Origin of the sequence: Pantoea sp. alder81 (assembly GCF_020179835.1) — a bacterium.
In the GTDB taxonomy this organism is placed as follows: domain Bacteria; phylum Pseudomonadota; class Gammaproteobacteria; order Enterobacterales; family Enterobacteriaceae; genus Pantoea.
On sequence record NZ_JAIUDA010000007.1, the window covers coordinates 170,457 to 186,419 of the forward strand.

General features: G+C 57.8%; 13 protein-coding genes. 10 read left to right on the forward strand and 3 right to left on the reverse strand.

Annotated features, from left to right (window positions below):
• The first annotated feature begins 29 nt into the window (after positions 1–29).
• The 7 genes from LBW88_RS18860 to LBW88_RS18890 all read left to right on the forward strand — a co-directional run bounded on the left by LBW88_RS18860 (position 30) and on the right by LBW88_RS18890 (position 7,978).
• Positions 30–1,556 carry an amino acid ABC transporter permease/ATP-binding protein gene (locus LBW88_RS18860; protein WP_224933701.1) on the forward strand — a complete coding sequence of 509 codons (1,527 nt, stop codon included), beginning with the start codon at positions 30–32 and terminating at the stop codon, positions 1,554–1,556.
• Positions 1,543–2,583 carry an alpha-hydroxy acid oxidase gene (locus LBW88_RS18865; protein WP_224933700.1) on the forward strand — a complete coding sequence of 347 codons (1,041 nt, stop codon included), beginning with the start codon at positions 1,543–1,545 and terminating at the stop codon, positions 2,581–2,583. The genes LBW88_RS18860 and LBW88_RS18865 overlap by 14 nt, the downstream gene beginning before the upstream one ends.
• Entirely contained in the window at positions 2,583–3,506 is a 924-nt protein-coding gene (locus LBW88_RS18870; protein ID WP_224933699.1) for an ABC transporter substrate-binding protein, read from the forward strand. The genes LBW88_RS18865 and LBW88_RS18870 overlap by 1 nt, the downstream gene beginning before the upstream one ends.
• Positions 3,506–4,882 carry a dihydroorotase gene (locus tag LBW88_RS18875; RefSeq protein ID WP_224933698.1) on the forward strand — a complete coding sequence of 459 codons (1,377 nt, stop codon included), beginning with the start codon at positions 3,506–3,508 and terminating at the stop codon, positions 4,880–4,882. Before LBW88_RS18870 ends, LBW88_RS18875 begins: the two co-directional genes overlap by 1 nt.
• A gap of 14 nt (positions 4,883–4,896) precedes the next feature.
• Positions 4,897–5,658, forward strand: coding sequence for a GntR family transcriptional regulator (locus tag LBW88_RS18880; protein ID WP_224933697.1), 762 nt, complete (start codon positions 4,897–4,899; stop codon positions 5,656–5,658).
• A gap of 36 nt (positions 5,659–5,694) precedes the next feature.
• Positions 5,695–6,810 (forward strand): mandelate racemase/muconate lactonizing enzyme family protein, encoded by a 1,116-nt coding sequence (locus LBW88_RS18885; RefSeq protein WP_058961141.1) that lies wholly within the window; start codon positions 5,695–5,697, stop codon positions 6,808–6,810.
• Between the two features lie 172 nt (positions 6,811–6,982).
• Positions 6,983–7,978: an acyltransferase gene (locus LBW88_RS18890; RefSeq protein ID WP_224933696.1), complete on the forward strand. Its 996-nt coding sequence runs from the start codon at positions 6,983–6,985 to the stop codon at positions 7,976–7,978.
• Here LBW88_RS18890 and LBW88_RS18895 read toward each other — a convergent pair.
• The 3 genes from LBW88_RS18895 to xylA all read right to left on the reverse strand — a co-directional run bounded on the left by LBW88_RS18895 (position 7,963) and on the right by xylA (position 11,911).
• On the reverse strand, positions 7,963–8,895 hold the full coding sequence (locus LBW88_RS18895; RefSeq protein WP_224933695.1) for a GlxA family transcriptional regulator: 933 nt from the start codon (positions 8,893–8,895) through the stop codon (positions 7,963–7,965). The two genes, LBW88_RS18890 and LBW88_RS18895, sit on opposite strands and share 16 nt — an antisense overlap.
• Before the next feature lie 232 nt (positions 8,896–9,127).
• Complete coding sequence (gene xylB / locus LBW88_RS18900; protein WP_224933694.1) at positions 9,128–10,570, reverse strand: xylulokinase; 1,443 nt, start codon at positions 10,568–10,570, stop codon at positions 9,128–9,130.
• Between the two features lie 18 nt (positions 10,571–10,588).
• Positions 10,589–11,911 carry a xylose isomerase gene (gene xylA / locus LBW88_RS18905; RefSeq protein WP_224933693.1) on the reverse strand — a complete coding sequence of 441 codons (1,323 nt, stop codon included), beginning with the start codon at positions 11,909–11,911 and terminating at the stop codon, positions 10,589–10,591.
• Between the two features lie 296 nt (positions 11,912–12,207).
• Here xylA and xylF point away from each other — a divergent pair, with 296 nt between their 5' ends.
• From xylF to xylH, 3 genes are read left to right on the forward strand one after another with little or no spacing between them, the layout of a single operon-like run.
• A complete protein-coding gene (gene xylF, locus LBW88_RS18910) occupies positions 12,208–13,200 on the forward strand; it encodes a D-xylose ABC transporter substrate-binding protein (protein WP_224933692.1) in 993 nt (330 codons plus the stop codon).
• A gap of 26 nt (positions 13,201–13,226) precedes the next feature.
• Positions 13,227–14,747: a xylose ABC transporter ATP-binding protein gene (locus LBW88_RS18915; RefSeq protein ID WP_224933691.1), complete on the forward strand. Its 1,521-nt coding sequence runs from the start codon at positions 13,227–13,229 to the stop codon at positions 14,745–14,747.
• Positions 14,740–15,921, forward strand: a complete 1,182-nt coding sequence (gene xylH, locus LBW88_RS18920) for a xylose ABC transporter permease XylH (protein ID WP_224933690.1) — start codon at positions 14,740–14,742, stop codon at positions 15,919–15,921. Before LBW88_RS18915 ends, xylH begins: the two co-directional genes overlap by 8 nt.
• The last annotated feature ends 42 nt before the right edge of the window (positions 15,922–15,963 follow it).

Below are 15,963 nucleotides of genomic sequence, written 5' to 3' on the forward strand. Positions count from 1 at the left end.
CAAACGATCGCATTGAGGGAGATAACGCCTTGGATGATTTTCTGAAGTACCTGACCTTCCCTTATCTGTGGGAAGGTGCCGTCATCGCTGTTCAACTGCTGGTTGGCGCATTAGCGGGCGGCATCCTGATCGGTTTTTTCCTGGCGTTGGCCAGCACCTCAAAGCACTGGTTTATTCGCGTGCCGGTGAAAACGTACATCTATTTGCTGCGCGGCACGCCGGTGCTGCTGCAGCTGATTCTGCTCTACAACGTGCTGCCTGAATTCGGCCTGCGTTTCAGCCCGTTCACCAGCGCACTGCTGGCGTTGATGATTAACGAAACCGCCTTCTGCGCCGAGATCATTCGCGGCGGCATTATGGCCACCGATCGCGATCAGAGCATGGCAGCGCAGGCCTTTGGCTATTCGCGCACCAAAGAGATGATTCACGTAGTGATCCCGCAAGCGCTGCGCGCCATTCTGCCGACTATGGGCAATGAAACCGTCGGCCTGCTGAAATCCACCTCGCTGGCTTCTGTGGTGGGTGTGAATGAGTTGACGATGCGCGGCCAGGCCATCGTGTCGCAGAACTTCCTGTTTATTCCAGTACTGGTCGCTTCGGGCGGTATTTACCTGATTCTCTCTACGCTGCTGGCGGGCGGCCAGTGGTGGCTGGAGAAGTTCTATAACCTTGATGAGCGCGCGCGCCGTGCCCGTGCCCGGTTGGCAAAACTGCCACCGGAAGCGGACGTGATGGCGATGCAGCTGCCGAAGCGTCGCTGGGATACGCAAACCGCCGCACCCGTGCTCGAAGTAGACAACCTGTGCGTCGAATACGCGGGCAAAGCGGTGTTGAAATCACTGTCGCTGACCGTACGTCGTGGCGAAGTGGTGGTGCTGCTTGGGCGTTCCGGCTCCGGTAAAAGCACCCTATTGAAATCGATTCTGGCGCTGACGCCGCGCAGCAGCGGCACTATTCAGACCGAAGGCCACTTTATGGGTAGCGATGAAAATGGCCGCCCTCTGGCTGCGCGTCATCTGCCGGCTAACCGTGCCAAATCCGGCATCGGTATCGTGTTCCAGCACTTCGCGCTGTTCGATCACCTGACCGCGCTGGAAAACGTGATGAGTATTCTACTGCGTGTACAGGGTGTTCAACCCGAAATCGCCCGCGCTAAAGCAATGCGTGCCCTGAAAATGGTCGGATTGCAGGATTTCGCCGCTTCGCTGCCGCATGAACTGTCCGGTGGGCAGAAACAACGTGTCGGCATCGCCCGAGCCTTAGCCGCAGAACCGCAAATCCTGCTGTTCGATGAGCCGACCTCGGCGCTCGATCCTGAGCTGGTGCGTGAAGTGAACCAGACCATGCGCAGCCTGGCGCAAACCGGCATCACCATGATCATCAGTACCCATGACATTGCTTTCGCGGCAGGCGTGGCCGACCGCGTGGTGTTCCTGCAGAACGGTGCGCTGATTGAAGAAGGGCCGCCGTCGATTTTGCAGAATCCGAAAACGCCTGCCTTCGCCAGCTTCATGGAACATGAAAAAATCACGGAGGCCCAACATGCCAACGCATGATCTTGCTGCTCGTGAACGCCTGGGCGATGCGCTGTTCCGCTATATGCAAGGCCAGCCAGCCGATGCACTCGCTGACGAACCGGACGCTAACCAGCAGGCGCTGCGCCGTTTTCGTCTGCTGCCGCGTGTATTACAGGGCAATGAGTCGATCAGCACCCAGACCACTTTGCTCAATCAAAGCTGGTCAGCGCCGCTGGGCGTTGGCGCCTTTGCCGGTGACCGCATCTTCCATGAAGAGGGATTACTGCCGATTGCCCGCGCCTGTAAACGCCTGCAACTGCCGCTGGTGATCTCTGAAGAGACGGTCACGCCGCTGGAGCAGATTGGCGCAGAGTACGACCGCTGCTGGTTGCAGCTACGCGCCGCAGGTGATGTCGGGCGCATCAAAGATTTGATCGATCAGGCCGCGCAGGCCGGATTCAAAAATATCGTTCTCACCGTGCTGGCACCGGTACATCCGGTGCCGGGCTTACAGCCGGGTGGCTTCTCAATTGGTGAAGCGCTCAAACAACGCGGCTGGCACACCGTTGGCGGCACGCAGCCGGGCGTTGAACCCTTACCGGCGTTTCCGGTGTGGCGCTGGCAGCAGATCGATGAAGTCGCCGCACACTGCGCTGCACGCCAACTGCCGCTATGGCTAAAAGGTATTTTGCATCATGACGATGCGGCCCCGGCCGCACAGCATGGCGTCAGCGGCATCATCGCCTCGAATATTGGCCTGCGCCAAAGTGCGCGCTGGGCCACGCCAGTAGATCAATTAGCTGATTTGCAGGCGGTCACTCGCGTGCCGCTGCTGCTGGATGGCGGCGTGCGCTGCGGCAGCGATGCGGTGGTGGCACGTTGCCTGGGCGCCTCACTGTCACTTAGCGTGCGACCGATCATCAGCGCCCTGGTAGCCGGTGGCGAAAGCGCAGTGTTCGATCTGCTCTCCGGCTGGATCAATGAAATCACCGCTATTAGCCACTGGTGTGGCGTCAGCGACATGTCCGCGCTCAACGGCAGTTTTGTCACGGAGGTGCGCGGCTGATGCAAACGTTAATCTTCAATCAGGGTGATGCCAGCGAATCACGCATCTATTACTGCGCCCACTATCTGGCCGACAGCCTCGGCTTCTTCGCCGCCGAGCAGTTGCAGGTCACTTTCACCACCAGCGCGTCTGGCGGACACACCGTGCAGGGCGGACAAGTGCCTGCGGTGCTCAACCGCGAAGCAGACCTCACGCTGGGCGGGCCGATGGTGGTGATGAAGCATTACCAGCAGCACGGCGCTGAGTTGCAGTGCTTTTGCGCCTCGGTTGCCGCCAACCCGTGGTTTCTGGCGGCAGCAAAGGCACAACCCGATTTTCAGCTGAGTGATTTGCGCGGCAAACGCGTGCTGGATGTCGGTAACGTTGGCACCGCCACACTGACCTTCCGCTGGCTGCTGGCACAGCATGGTTTGCTGGATCAGGTGGCGTTGATTGCCGGTAGCGGCGATCAGGCTCGCGATTTCGCGGCAGTGGCCAAGGGTGAAGCCGATTATGCGCTGCATGCCATGCACATGCTGGCACCGGCGATTGCCGCTGAGCAGTTGAGCAGCATCAGCAGCCTCGCCACGCTGTGCGGCAAAGTCCCCTGGAGCGCCTATATCGCGCGTGCCGATGTGCTGATTGAGAAAGCCGCAGCCTTTGCTGCCTTCTCACGCGCCATTCAGCAGGCACTGGCGTGGATCGCCACCCATGATGCCGAAGCACTGGCGGCGAGCGTGCAGCACTCTTATCCCGATTATCCGATCGATGCGCTGATCACCGGCTTAGCTGCTTATCAGCAAGCCCACGTCTTCGCGCCAGACTGCCTGATTCCAGCAGGTGAGTTTGACCACTTCAGCCAGTTGCTGAGCGCTATTGGCTGGTTGGATCCTTCTCAGCCCGTACCCTATCGCGAACTGGTCACACAAGCAGGAGCAGAATGATGAAACAACTCATTATCAACGGCCTGGTGGTGACAGAAACCCGCGCCGCACCGGCCGATGTGCTGATCGAAAATGGCAAAATCAGCGGCCTGCTGATGCCGGGTGCCATCGCTGACGGCGTTGATGAAATTATTGATGCGCAGGGTTTAATCATCGTGCCCGGCGCGATTGATGTGCACACCCACTTCACCGGCTCACATGATTTCCCCGAGCAGGAGTTGCGCGAAGGTACGCGTGGGGCGGCCGCCCACGGCGTCACCACCATCGTGGAGATGCCGCACTCGTTACCGCCTGCCACAACACTGGCGAACTTCTCCGCCAAGCAGCGCTGGCTGGCGGAGAACAGCTCGGTGGATTACGCCATGTGGGCCGGACTGGATGGCCGCAACGTGCACGAGTTAGCGGCGCTGGATCAAGCCGGTGCACTGGCGTTCAAAGCTTTCCTGTGCAGCGGCGCTCCCAACGGCGAAGCCACTGATGAGAAAGGCTTACCGCGCCTCGACGATGATGGCTTGCTGCGTGCGATGCGTGAACTGGCCACCTTTGACGGTTTGATTGGCGTCCACGCCGAAAACCACGACATCCTGATCGGTGCCGGCAGCGAACTGCGCCGCGCCGGACGCAAAGATACGCGCGCCCATGCGCTGGCCGGGCCAGAAATCGCTGAGATCGAAGCCGTGGGTCGCGTATTGGCGGTGGCGGAAGAGACCGGCGCACGCTGCCACATCGTGCACGTCAGCTCTGCGCGCGCCGCCGAAACCATCGTCGCCGCCAAAAACAAGGTACGCGCCAGCTTCGAAACCTGTCCGCACTATCTGATTCTCGATGAAGACGATCTGGTGCGCATTGGGCCGAATGCGCGCTGCGGCCCGCCGATCCGTCCACGTCCGGTGGTCGATGCACTGTGGCAGGTGCTGCTGCGCGGTGATGTCGACATGATCGCCTCCGACCACTGCCCCTACACCCCAGCGCAAAAACAAGCCGGCGAAGCCAGCATCTGGGACGCCGGCATGGGGCTAACCGGCGTTGAAACATTAAGTCCGATGTTCTTCAGCGCAGCGCATATCGATCGCGGCCTGGCCCTCACGGAGTTTGCTCGCATGACCGCCAGCGGTCCGGCCAAAGCCTTCCAGCTGTGGGGCAAAAAAGGGGCGATTGCGCCTGGCTTCGATGCCGATTTGGTATTTATCGATGCGCAGCAGAGCTGGATCGTGGAGGGGGAGAATTTCCAGGGGCTTGGCAAGTGGAGCGCATTTGAAGGCATGCGCTGTCAGGGTAAAGTGGTGCGCACACTGATTCGTGGTGTCACGGTATTCCAGGATGACCAGATGCAGGTTGCACCCGGCTTTGGTCAGTTCGTGACCCGACAGGTATAAACAGGACAATCACCATGGCAGGAAAATCATCCACCCCAAGCCGTAAAAGCAGCGCACCGCTGGCGCAGGAAGCCGCTTCAGACGGCAACTGGCAAGCCGCGCGTCCGCGCACGCTGGTCGATCACGCGGTTGACGCGATTCTCAGCGCCGCTTCACGCGGGTTGATTTTGCCCGGCGATCGCATCGTTGAGCCGGATTTAGTGGCGAAGCTCGGCATGAGCCGCGTGCCGATCCGTGAAGCGCTGCGCATTCTCGAGAGCCAGGGCATCGTCACCAGCGAGCCGTATAAAGGCATCCGTTTGATGGAGATTTCTCATCAGCGGCTGGAGCAGATTATCGATGTGCGCATCCCGCTGGAGACGCTGGCCTGCCGCCGCGCCATCGAAGCCGGACGCAACGGTGCCGAGCAGCTCAGTCAGCTGTATCAGGGTGTGACGCAGATGCAGACCATGATGCAAAACGAAGATGTGTATGGCTTTGCTTCAGCGGATACCGATTTCCATCGCACGCTGTGCAGCTTCGCCCACAACCCGGTATTGAGCAATTTGTGGGAGTCGATTGCGCGCCAGCTGACGGTGATTTTCGGCCTCTCCACCATGGGCAAATCGATGAGCGACATCATCGAAGAGCACCAGCGGCTGATCAACGTGTTCGCCGAAGGCGATATCACACAGATGACCGGTGAGATTGAAAACCACATCCGCATTCAGGCGCTGGATGTGGATTACGAGACCTTGATTATGCAACGCCGACAGCAGCGTTCCGCTGTGGGCTGATGCTTTATTGATTGCCTTTATACCAGGAAAACCACGATGAAGATCACCAACGTTGAAGCGTTTTATCTGCGCCTGCCGGTTATCGAGCAGCGCACAGACAGTTCGCAGGATGCACTGCTAATCAAAATCACCACCGATGCGGGCATCACCGGTTGGGGTGAAGTGGATGGCAGCCCGTATGTCACCAAAGCCATCATCGAAGCGCCCTATTCGCACACCATGGTCACTGGCCTGAAATCGCTGCTGATCGGCGAAAATCCACTGGAAACCGGCCGCCTGTGGAAGAAGATGCACAAAGCCACCATCTACTACGGCCGCAGTGGCGCGGTGCTGCAGGCAATGGCAGGCATTGATATCGCCCTGTGGGACATCAAAGGCAAAGCGCTCGGCAAACCGATTGTTGAACTGCTGGGCGGCGCGATGCGCGACAAAATGCGCGTTTACTCCTCCAATATGTTCCAGTACAGCGTGGAAGAGACGGTGGCGCGCGCGCAGCACGCCATCGACACCGGCCACACCGGCGTGAAATTTGGCTGGGAGCCGTTTGGCACCGATGAAGCGCTGGATCTGCGTTATCTGGAAGCGCTGCGCACCGCGATGGGCGATAGCGTGGATTTGATGCTGGATGTCGGCCACGTCTGGGATGCCAAAACCACCGTGCGCCGCAGCCAGCGCTATGAACATCTCAATCTGTTCTGGATCGAAGAACCGCTGCACCCGGATAACTACGCCGGTTACGGCCAGGTGTCTGCTGCCTGCCAGCAGCACATCGCCGCCGGTGAGCAAGAGTGTTCCGTGGTCGGCTTCCAGCGCCTGATTGATGAAGGCGGTATCGACATCGTGCAGATCGATCTGACGCGCACCGGCTTTACTCAGGCGATGGAGATCGCCAGCTACGCGCACAGCCGTGGCCGCAAAGTGTGTAACCATAACTTCACCACCGACATCAACACCGCCGCATCGCTGCATTTCCTGTGTGCGATTGAGAATGCGCTGGTGATGGAGTATTGCGTGGAGCCGGGTGAGATCAGCCGCTCGCTGGCGAAAAACCCGGTGCGCATTGCAGATGGCTATGCGTGGTTGCCGAGCGAGCCAGGTCTGGGCGTTGAGCCGAACGAAGCGGTGATCGAGAAGTTTCTGGTCCGCGATTAAATTGTAGGGTCGCCATTTATGGCGACCTGGTCATCCGGTGCGCATAAATGCGCACCCTACGGAAACCACTCTTAACTAACCAAGAGTGATCCGAATTTCTGTCCCAAAGGTTGTTGACGCATCACGCTATGACTACCCTTCTTCGCACGGACGTATTGCCGACGAGGAAGCCATGTCGCAAAAAATACACTGGATCGATAACTTGCGTGCGGTTGCCTGCCTGATGGTGATCGTCATTCACACCACCACCTGGTACATCACCGGCCCGATGGCCGTCACGGGGTTCAGCTGGGACGTGGCGAACCTGCTCAACTCGGCGTCGCGCGTCTGTGTGCCGCTGTTCTTTATGATTTCAGGCTATCTGTTCTTTGGCGAACGCAGCGCACAAGGGCGGCATCTGCTGCGCATCGTGCTGTGCTTGCTGTTCTACAGCGCGGTGGCGCTGGCCTATATCACCTGGCTGACGCCGATCAGCGAGGGCCGTTCGCTGTTGAAGCTGCTGCAAAAACCAGTGTTCTATCACCTGTGGTTTTTCTTCGCCATCATCGGCATCTACCTGCTGTCACCATTGATTCAGGTGAAAAGCGTGCAGCCGCGCTACGTGGCATTGCTGGTTGTGGTGCTGGCGGTGCTGGCCAATCCCAATACCGTTAGCCAGTCGCTTGGCCCCTTCCACTGGCTGCCGGTGAATCTTTACGTCAGCGGCGACAGCATTTACTACCTGCTTTACGCGCTACTGGGACGGGCGATTGGCTGCATGGACACCGATAAACGCGGCATCAGTTGGTTAGCGGGATTAGGTTTTATCGCCTGCTGGATTGGTATCGCGTTAGGCACCAAACAGATGCTGGAGATCAACGGGGCATTTAACGATACCTGGTATCTCTACTGCGGCCCGTTGGTGTTTATCGCCGCCATCAGCTTGCTGGTGCTGTTCAAGAATGCACTGAACAGCCGCACGCTGCCGATGCTAGGGACGATTTCGCGCTACTCGCTACCGATTTACGGTTTCCACGCGCTGTTTATCCACTATCTGCGCACCAACCACTACGACGATATGTCTCGTCCATGGATCGATCTGCCGTGGGTGTTTGGTATTACGCTGATCGGCAGCTTACTGCTGGCGATGTTGTTAAAACGCGTGGATAAACATCATCTGGTGAGCTGATCGTCCCAGCGCTGATGCGCACGACGCAGCTGGCGTGCCGAGGAAAATCCGGCCGCCAGCGCGGCTTTCTCTGCCGCTTCGCCCTGCTGCTGGCGCTGGCGCGCAATCACCAATCTCAACTGCTCATGGTATTCGCGCACGCTGATCCCCAGATGCTGGCGGAACAGGCGCGTCAGGTGGCGTTCACTGACGTGCGCGCGATCGGCCAGCGCGGTCAGTGACCAGTCATGTTCGGGATGGGCAATCATCACGTCCTGTGCACGGTGAATCGCCGGATGCAGGTGATTGCGATAACGCAGCCACGGCGACAGCTGCGGATCGTCACCGGAACGCCGGAACCACACCACCATTTCCCGCGCCACCTTCAACGCCAGCGGCGCGCCACACAGCCGGTTGATCAGATGCAACGCCAGATCGATACCCGCCGTGATACCTGCACTGGTCCAGATGCCATGATCTTCCACGAACACGCGGTTATCTTTCACTAATGCGGCGGGAGCAGCGGCTTTGAGTCGCGGTAACACATCATGATGGGTAGTGCACTGCACGCCATTCAGCAGTCCGGCCTGCGCCGATAGCAGCGCCCCGGAACAGATGCAAACTAATGTGATGCGTTTAGACAGGATGGCGGACTGTTGTGAACGGAGCCAGTCGCGCGCGGCGGCGGCAGGTGCCGTATCGAACCAGACTTTGGAGTCATACACACCGGGCACCACCAGCAGACTGTTGTCAGGCAGTTGCTCGGGCAGCGGCGCAATATCCGCAATCGTCATGCCGGTGGAGCAGCGCACGCTGGCTTGCGGGCCTATGTAATGCAGAGCAAAGAAGCCATCCGCCAGTTGCAGGGTTTCCGCCGGGCCAGTGAGATCGAGCGCCATCACGCCAGGAAGAACCAGGAAATAAACAGGCTGCGGCATTAAAGACTCCAGATGGGGTGATGTATTGTGCCCACAGCCTCTTCATCGCAGAGAAGAACAGACCAATGGCCGACGTAACGTTGCTGCTGCCTCAGCCTTTATGAATGTCTTCGCCTTCTGTTGAAGGGAGAGCGCTAAGGACAATTCAGGCCATATAAAACACACCCGAATTGCCCATCATAGCGAAAAAAATATAAAAACCACGACCTAATCCGGCCATCACCTAACCGAATCAGGACATCAGCGGTTGAAGCTGCTGATACAGCTGCGCAAATTTTTCACGCTGCGGCTGCCAGGCTTGATAACGTGCGCTATCCGGCTGATGACGCTGCACCAATTCCGGCGCGGGCCACTCGCTGTGTGGATCAATCGCCAGCTGCGCCAGACGTGCCGCACCGAGCGCCGGTCCCACTTCGCCACCATGGCAATAATCCAGCGTTAATCCGCTGATGTCCGCCAGCATCTGCCGCCAGTAAGCACTGCGCGCACCACCGCCAATCAACATCACGGTATTCGGTTGCACCCCGCACTCATGCACCGCTTCCATGCCTTCTGCCAGCGCAAAGCCCACCCCGGCCAGCACCGCGCGCGCCAGCTCAGGACGTCCATGCTGATGAGTTAAACCAAAAAATGCGCCCTGGGCTTGTGGATTGTTGTGCGGAGTACGTTCACCGGAGAGATAAGGCAGGAACCAGATCGGTGCCGCGCCACGGCTGGCTTTTTCCGCTTCCGCCAGTAGCTCGGGTACATCTTTGCAGCCGGTGAGCGTGGCTGCCCAGTCAAGACAGGATGCGGCACTCAGCATCACTGACATCAAATGCCAGCGGTTGGGCAGCGCATGACAAAAACTGTGTACCGCACGCTGCGGGTTGCTGAGATAGCCGTCGCTCACCAGGAAATACACCCCGGACGTGCCGAGTGACAGCATGCCCTGACCCGGCGCCACCATGCCAACCCCCACCGCACCCGCTGCGTTATCGCCACCGCCTGCGACGATCGGCACCGCGTTCAGATGCCAGCGTGCAGCGACGTCTGGCGACAAGGTGCCAGTGATCTGGTCGCCTTCATAAAGCGCAGGCATCTGGCTGCGATTCAGATCGCAAGCGCTAAGCATCTCATCACTCCAGTCGCGCTGCGCCACATCCAGCCACATCGTGCCGGCTGCATCGGACATGTCGCTGGCGAAGTCACCGCTCATACGCCAGCGCAGGTAATCTTTGGGCAGCAGAACTTTCGCCACCTGTGCGAAGACGTCCGGTTCGTGCTGCTGCACCCATAACAATTTGGGCGCAGTAAAGCCCGGCATCATCAGGTTACCGGTGATCTGGCGCGAATTGGGCACGCGCTGCTCCAGTTCCCGACACTGCTCACCGCTGCGCCCGTCGTTCCACAGAATCGCCGGACGCAGTACCTGATTTTCGGCACCCAGCAAGGTGGCGCCATGCATCTGGCCGCTCAGACCAATGGCCTTCACGCCGCTGAGATCGTGCTGCTGCGCCAGCGCCTGCATCGCTTTATCCGTGGCACTCCACCAGCTTTCGGGATCCTGCTCGCTCCACAACGGCTGCGGACGCGACACCTGCAATGGCGCGGTCTCCACCGCGATGACGTGCCCTTGCGCATCCAGCAACACCACCTTGACGCCAGAGGTGCCTAAATCGATCCCGATAACCATGTTTAGCTCCTGAAGGAATTAGAAATCATAAAGATAGTGATTCACCAGGTTTTCCAGCTGCTCCTGGCGTCCGCTGCGGTGTTGCGGATTCAATTGCTGCTGCTGAGCATGCGCGGCCAGTGACGCCAGCGAAAACTCGCCTTTCAAAATTTGCTGGCCGAACTCACCATTCCAGCCGCTGTAACGCTGCGCCACGCGTTTATCCAGCTCACCATCCTGCACCATGCGCGCGGCCACTTTCAGCGCCAGCGCCATGGTGTCCATGGCCCCAATATGGCCGTAGAACAGGTCATATTTATCGGTGCTTTGACGGCGCACTTTGGCATCAAAGTTTAAGCCGCCGGTGGTAAATCCGCCCGCTTTGATGATCTCGTACATCACCGGCGCATTCTCTTCCACGCTGACAGGGAACTGGTCGGTATCCCAGCCGCACTGCACATCACCGCGGTTAGCATCCACCGATCCAAAAATCCCTAATGCAATCGCCGTCGCAATCTCATGATGGAACGAGTGCCCTGCCAGCGTGGCGTGGTTAGCTTCGACGTTAACTTTGATCTCTTTCTCCAGACCAAACTGTTTCAGGAAGCCGTAGACCGTCGCCACATCGTAGTCATATTGATGCTTAGTGGGTTCCTGCGGTTTCGGCTCTATCAGCAGCATGCCCTGGAAACCAATTTTGTGTTTGTGCTCGACCACCATCTGCATAAAGCGGCCAATCTGTTCCCGCTCCTGGCGCAGATCGGTATTCAGCAGAGTTTCGTAACCTTCGCGTCCGCCCCACAGCACGTAGTTCTCACCGCCCAGCGTCTGTGTGGCCTGCATCGCGCTGCACACCTGTGTCGCGGCCCAGGCAAAGATTTCCGGATCGGGACTGGTGGCCGCGCCGGCACCGTAACGTGGATGGGTAAAGCAGTTCGCCGTGCCCCACAGCAGCTTCACGCCGGTTTCCTGCTGTTTTTCCAGCAGCTTGTCGGTCATGGCGGCAAAATTTTCACGGTAGCTGTGCAGTGAATCGCCTTCAGGTGAGACGTCGACATCATGGAAGCAGTAATACGGCACATTCAGTTTGTGGAAGAACTCAAAGGCCACGTCCGCTTTTTGTTTCGCCAGCTGTAACGCATCGCCATTTTTCTGCCACGGGCGATCAAACGCCCCAACACCAAACATATCTGCGCCGTTCCAGCAGAAGGTGTGCCAGTAACACGCGGCAAAGCGCAGATGCTGCGCCATGGTTTTACCGAGGATCACTTCGTCGGGATTGTAGTGACGAAACGCCAGTGGGTTGGTGGATTTGGCCCCTTCATAACGAACGCGATCGATCTGGTCGAAATAAGCGTGCATGGTTTGCTCCTTAGCATCAGACCCGAATGGTCAGCAGTGAATCATTATTTTGCTAAGGGGTTGGCATTAAGCTCAATTACGATATTTCACACTCAAATTAAGATAATTATTAATTGTGCGCAGGCTCGCAAAAAACAGCAAACTCAGACCCCGATCATAAAACAGAAAATAAACAAAAAAACGTAATAGCAGGATAAAAATCAGTAATTGATGTTGCCTGAAACTCAGGGCAACAATTCATCCGCCTGGTTCATAGCCTTACAACGACAATAGCCTCAACCTACAGGATGACCATGATGAAAATGAAACACACGCTGTTAGCCGTCTGCGCTGCGCTGGCCCTGTTCAGCCATGCCGGTGTGGCGAAAGAAGTGAAAATCGGCATGGCGATCGATGATTTACGCCTGGAGCGCTGGCAGAAAGATCGCGACATTTTTGTTAAACAAGCCGAGTCTCTGGGTGCCACGGTTTTTGTCCAGTCGGCCAACGGCAATGAAGAAACTCAGATGTCGCAAATAGAAAATATGATTAACCGTGGTGTCGATGTACTGGTGATCATTCCTTACAACGGTCAGGTATTAAGTAATGTGGTGGCGGAAGCCAAACGCGAAGGCATTAAAGTGCTCGCGTATGACCGCATGATAAATAACGCTGATATCGATTTTTATATTTCCTTCGATAATGAAAAAGTCGGCGAATTGCAGGCTGAAAGTATTGTGAAACAGGTGCCTAAGGGTAACTATTTTATGATGGGCGGCTCGCCAGTGGATAATAACGCGCGCCTGTTCCGTGCCGGACAAATGAAGGTGTTAAAACCCTATATTGATAACGGTAGCATCAAGGTGGTTGGCGATCAGTGGGTGGACGCCTGGTTACCCGAGAACGCGCTGAAAATCATGGAAAATGCGCTGACAGCCAACGGCAATCACATTGATGCGGTCGTCGCCTCCAATGACGCCACGGCAGGCGGGGCCATTCAGGCGCTGAGTGCGCAAGGTCTGGCAGGTAAGGTAGCAATTTCGGGTCAGGATGCCGACCTGGCCGCCATCAAACGCATCATGAACGGCACACAAACCATGACGGTGTATAAGCCGATTACCGAACTCGCCACTGAAGCCGCCAAAATTGCCGTGGAACTCGGCGATGACAAAAAGCCCAGCAGCAATAGCACGCTCAATAACGGCCTGAAAGAGGTGCCGTCGCGCTTGCTGACACCGATTCAGGTGAATAAAGACAATATCGAAAGCACCGTGGTGAAAGACGGTTTCCACAAACAAAGCGATCTCTAAGCGCCAGCTGCGAGGGAGAAACAGCGATGCTGCTGGAAATGAACCACATCACTAAGCGCTTCGGCGCGGTGAAAGCGCTGGACGACATCAGCCTGCGGCTTGAGGCGGGCGAAGTGATGTCACTGTGCGGCGAAAATGGCTCTGGCAAATCGACGCTGATGAAAATCCTGTGCGGACTCTATCCGCACGGCGATTTTGACGGTGAGATTCACTTTGCCGGCGATCCGATTCAGGCCCAAACCATTCGCGACACCGAACGCAAAGGCATTGTGATTATTCATCAGGAGCTGGCATTGGTGCGTCAACTCACAGTGATGGAGAACATTTTCCTCGGTGCTGAGTTGGGCCGCTTTGGCATGGTGGATGATGAAACCATGACGTTGCGCTGCCAACAGCTACTGGCGCGGGTGAAGCTGGATGTCTCGCCCGATACCAAAGTGGGCGATCTGGGGCTGGGCCAGCAGCAGTTGGTGGAGATTGCCCGTGCGCTTAACAAGCAGGTGCGACTCCTGATTCTCGATGAACCCACCTCCTCACTCACCGAGCAGGAGACCGAGGTGTTACTCAGCATCATCAACAACCTGCGCGAACACGGCATTGCCTGCATCTACATCTCTCACAAGCTCAATGAAGTGAAAGCCATCTCTGACACCATTTGCGTGATCCGCGACGGGCAGCATATCGCCACACGCCCGGCGGCGGGTCTGAGCGAGGACGACATCATCACCATGATGGTGGGCCGTGAACTGACGGCCCTCTATCCCCATCAGCCCCATGAGATTGGGGAAACGATACTGGAAGTGAAGAACCTCACCGCCTGGCATCCGGTTAATCGCCATGTGCGCCGGGTGAATAACGTTTCGTTCAGTTTGAAGCGTGGTGAGATTCTCGGTATTGCCGGGCTGGTCGGCGCCGGTCGTACAGAGACAGTACAGTGCCTGTTTGGCGTCTGGCCCGGTCGCTGGCAGGGGGAGATTTCGATAAACGGCAAGCCCGTTAAGATCGATGACTGTAGCGAAGCCATTGCCCACGGCATTGCCATGGTGCCGGAAGATCGTAAAAAAGATGGCATTGTGCCGCTGATGGCGGTGGGCAAAAACATCACGCTGGCGGCGCTCGATCAATTTAGCCATCGCCTTTCTACGCTGGATGAAGCCGCCGAACAGCAGGCGATCAACGATGCCATTCGCCGCCTGCGCGTCAAAACGTCCTCACCGGAATTAGCGATTGGACGACTCAGCGGCGGCAACCAGCAAAAAGCCATTCTGGCTAAGTGCCTGCTGCTCAACCCCAAAATCTTGATCCTCGATGAGCCCACGCGTGGCATCGATGTCGGCGCACGTCAGGAGATTTACCTGCTGATCAATGCGCTGGTGCAACAGGGTATCGCGGTGATTGTGATTTCGTCCGAGCTGCCCGAAGTACTGGGCCTGAGCGATCGCGTTTTGGTGATGCATGAAGGGCAAATCAAAGCCGATTTGATTAACAACCATCTGACTCAGGAGCAGGTGATGGAAGCCGCTCTGCGGAGTGAACATTATGCTTAAAACTGAGAGTACGCAAAGCCTGCCGGGCACGCCTGGCAAGCCCGCACCGGGTAAATTTCCGCGATTCAATCTGCAAGTCTTAGTGATGCTGGGCGCGATTGTGATGATCGCGCTGTTCTTCACCTGGACTACCGACGGCGCCTGGCTGAGTCCGCGCAACGTCTCGAACCTGCTGCGCCAGACGGCGATCACCGGCATTCTGGCAGTCGGCATGGTGTTTGTGATTATCTCCGCCGAGATCGATCTGTCGGTAGGATCAATGATGGGCCTGCTCGGCGGTGCCGCGGCGATTTTCGATGTCTGGCTGGGCTGGCCGCTCCCGCTCACCATTGTGGTCACGCTGGTCATGGGCCTGCTGCTCGGCACCTGGAACGGTTGGTGGGTCGCCTACCGCAAAGTGCCTTCATTCATCGTCACCCTTGCAGGCATGCTGGCGTTTCGCGGCATTCTGGTGGGGATCACCGATGGCACCACCGTCGCCCCCACCAGCCCGGCGATGTCACAGATCGGGCAAAGTTATCTGCCGGGCGGCGTGGGCTTCGGCTTTGGTTTTGTTGGGCTGGCGCTGTTTATTCTCTGGCAGTGGCGCTTGCGTCTGCGTCGTCAGCAGTTGGGACTGGCCCAACCGGCAGCAACGAGCACAGTGGCGCGTCAGGCGATCACCGCCGTGCTGGTACTGGGTGCGATCTGGCTGCTGAATGATTATCGTGGCGTACCTACCCCGGTGTTGCTGCTGGCACTGCTGTTGCTGGCGGGTATGTTTATGGCGACGCGCACTGCCTTTGGTCGCCGGATTTACGCGATTGGCGGCAACATCGATGCCGCACGACTTTCCGGCATTAACGTGGCCCGCACCAAGCTGGCCGTTTTCGCCATTAACGGTGTGATGGTGGCGATTGCCGGGTTGATCCTTAGCTCGCGTCTCGGTGCCGGTTCGCCTTCTGCCGGGAATATCGCTGAGCTGGATGCGATTGCAGCCTGCGTGATTGGCGGCACCAGCCTCGCGGGCGGTGTGGGCTCAGTGGCCGGCGCGGTGATGGGTGCCTTTATCATGGCTTCGCTGGATAACGGCATGAGCATGATGGATGTCCCTACCTTCTGGCAGTACATCGTGAAAGGCGCCATCTTGCTGCTGGCAGTGTGGATGGATACCGCCACGCGTCGCCGGGTGTAATCGCGTGGGCGATCACACTGTGGCGCAAACCATTTCTGCTCT

Bases quoted from the DNA above. Each gene is read 5' to 3' on its own strand.
- LBW88_RS18870 (WP_224933699.1), top strand. From the start codon at position 2,583: ATGCAAACGTTAATCTTCAATCAGGGTGATGCCAGCGAATCACGCATC.
- LBW88_RS18885 (WP_058961141.1), top strand. From the start codon at position 5,695: ATGAAGATCACCAACGTTGAAGCGTTTTATCTGCGCCTGCCGGTTATC.
- LBW88_RS18890 (WP_224933696.1), top strand. From the start codon at position 6,983: ATGTCGCAAAAAATACACTGGATCGATAACTTGCGTGCGGTTGCCTGC.
- xylF (WP_224933692.1), top strand. From the start codon at position 12,208: ATGAAAATGAAACACACGCTGTTAGCCGTCTGCGCTGCGCTGGCCCTG.
- xylA (WP_224933693.1), bottom strand. From the start codon at position 11,911: ATGCACGCTTATTTCGACCAGATCGATCGCGTTCGTTATGAAGGGGCC.
- LBW88_RS18895 (WP_224933695.1), bottom strand. From the start codon at position 8,895: ATGCCGCAGCCTGTTTATTTCCTGGTTCTTCCTGGCGTGATGGCGCTC.
- LBW88_RS18865 (WP_224933700.1), top strand. From the start codon at position 1,543: ATGCCAACGCATGATCTTGCTGCTCGTGAACGCCTGGGCGATGCGCTG.
- LBW88_RS18915 (WP_224933691.1), top strand. From the start codon at position 13,227: ATGCTGCTGGAAATGAACCACATCACTAAGCGCTTCGGCGCGGTGAAA.
- xylB (WP_224933694.1), bottom strand. From the start codon at position 10,570: ATGGTTATCGGGATCGATTTAGGCACCTCTGGCGTCAAGGTGGTGTTG.
- LBW88_RS18875 (WP_224933698.1), top strand. From the start codon at position 3,506: ATGAAACAACTCATTATCAACGGCCTGGTGGTGACAGAAACCCGCGCC.
- xylH (WP_224933690.1), top strand. From the start codon at position 14,740: ATGCTTAAAACTGAGAGTACGCAAAGCCTGCCGGGCACGCCTGGCAAG.
- LBW88_RS18880 (WP_224933697.1), top strand. From the start codon at position 4,897: ATGGCAGGAAAATCATCCACCCCAAGCCGTAAAAGCAGCGCACCGCTG.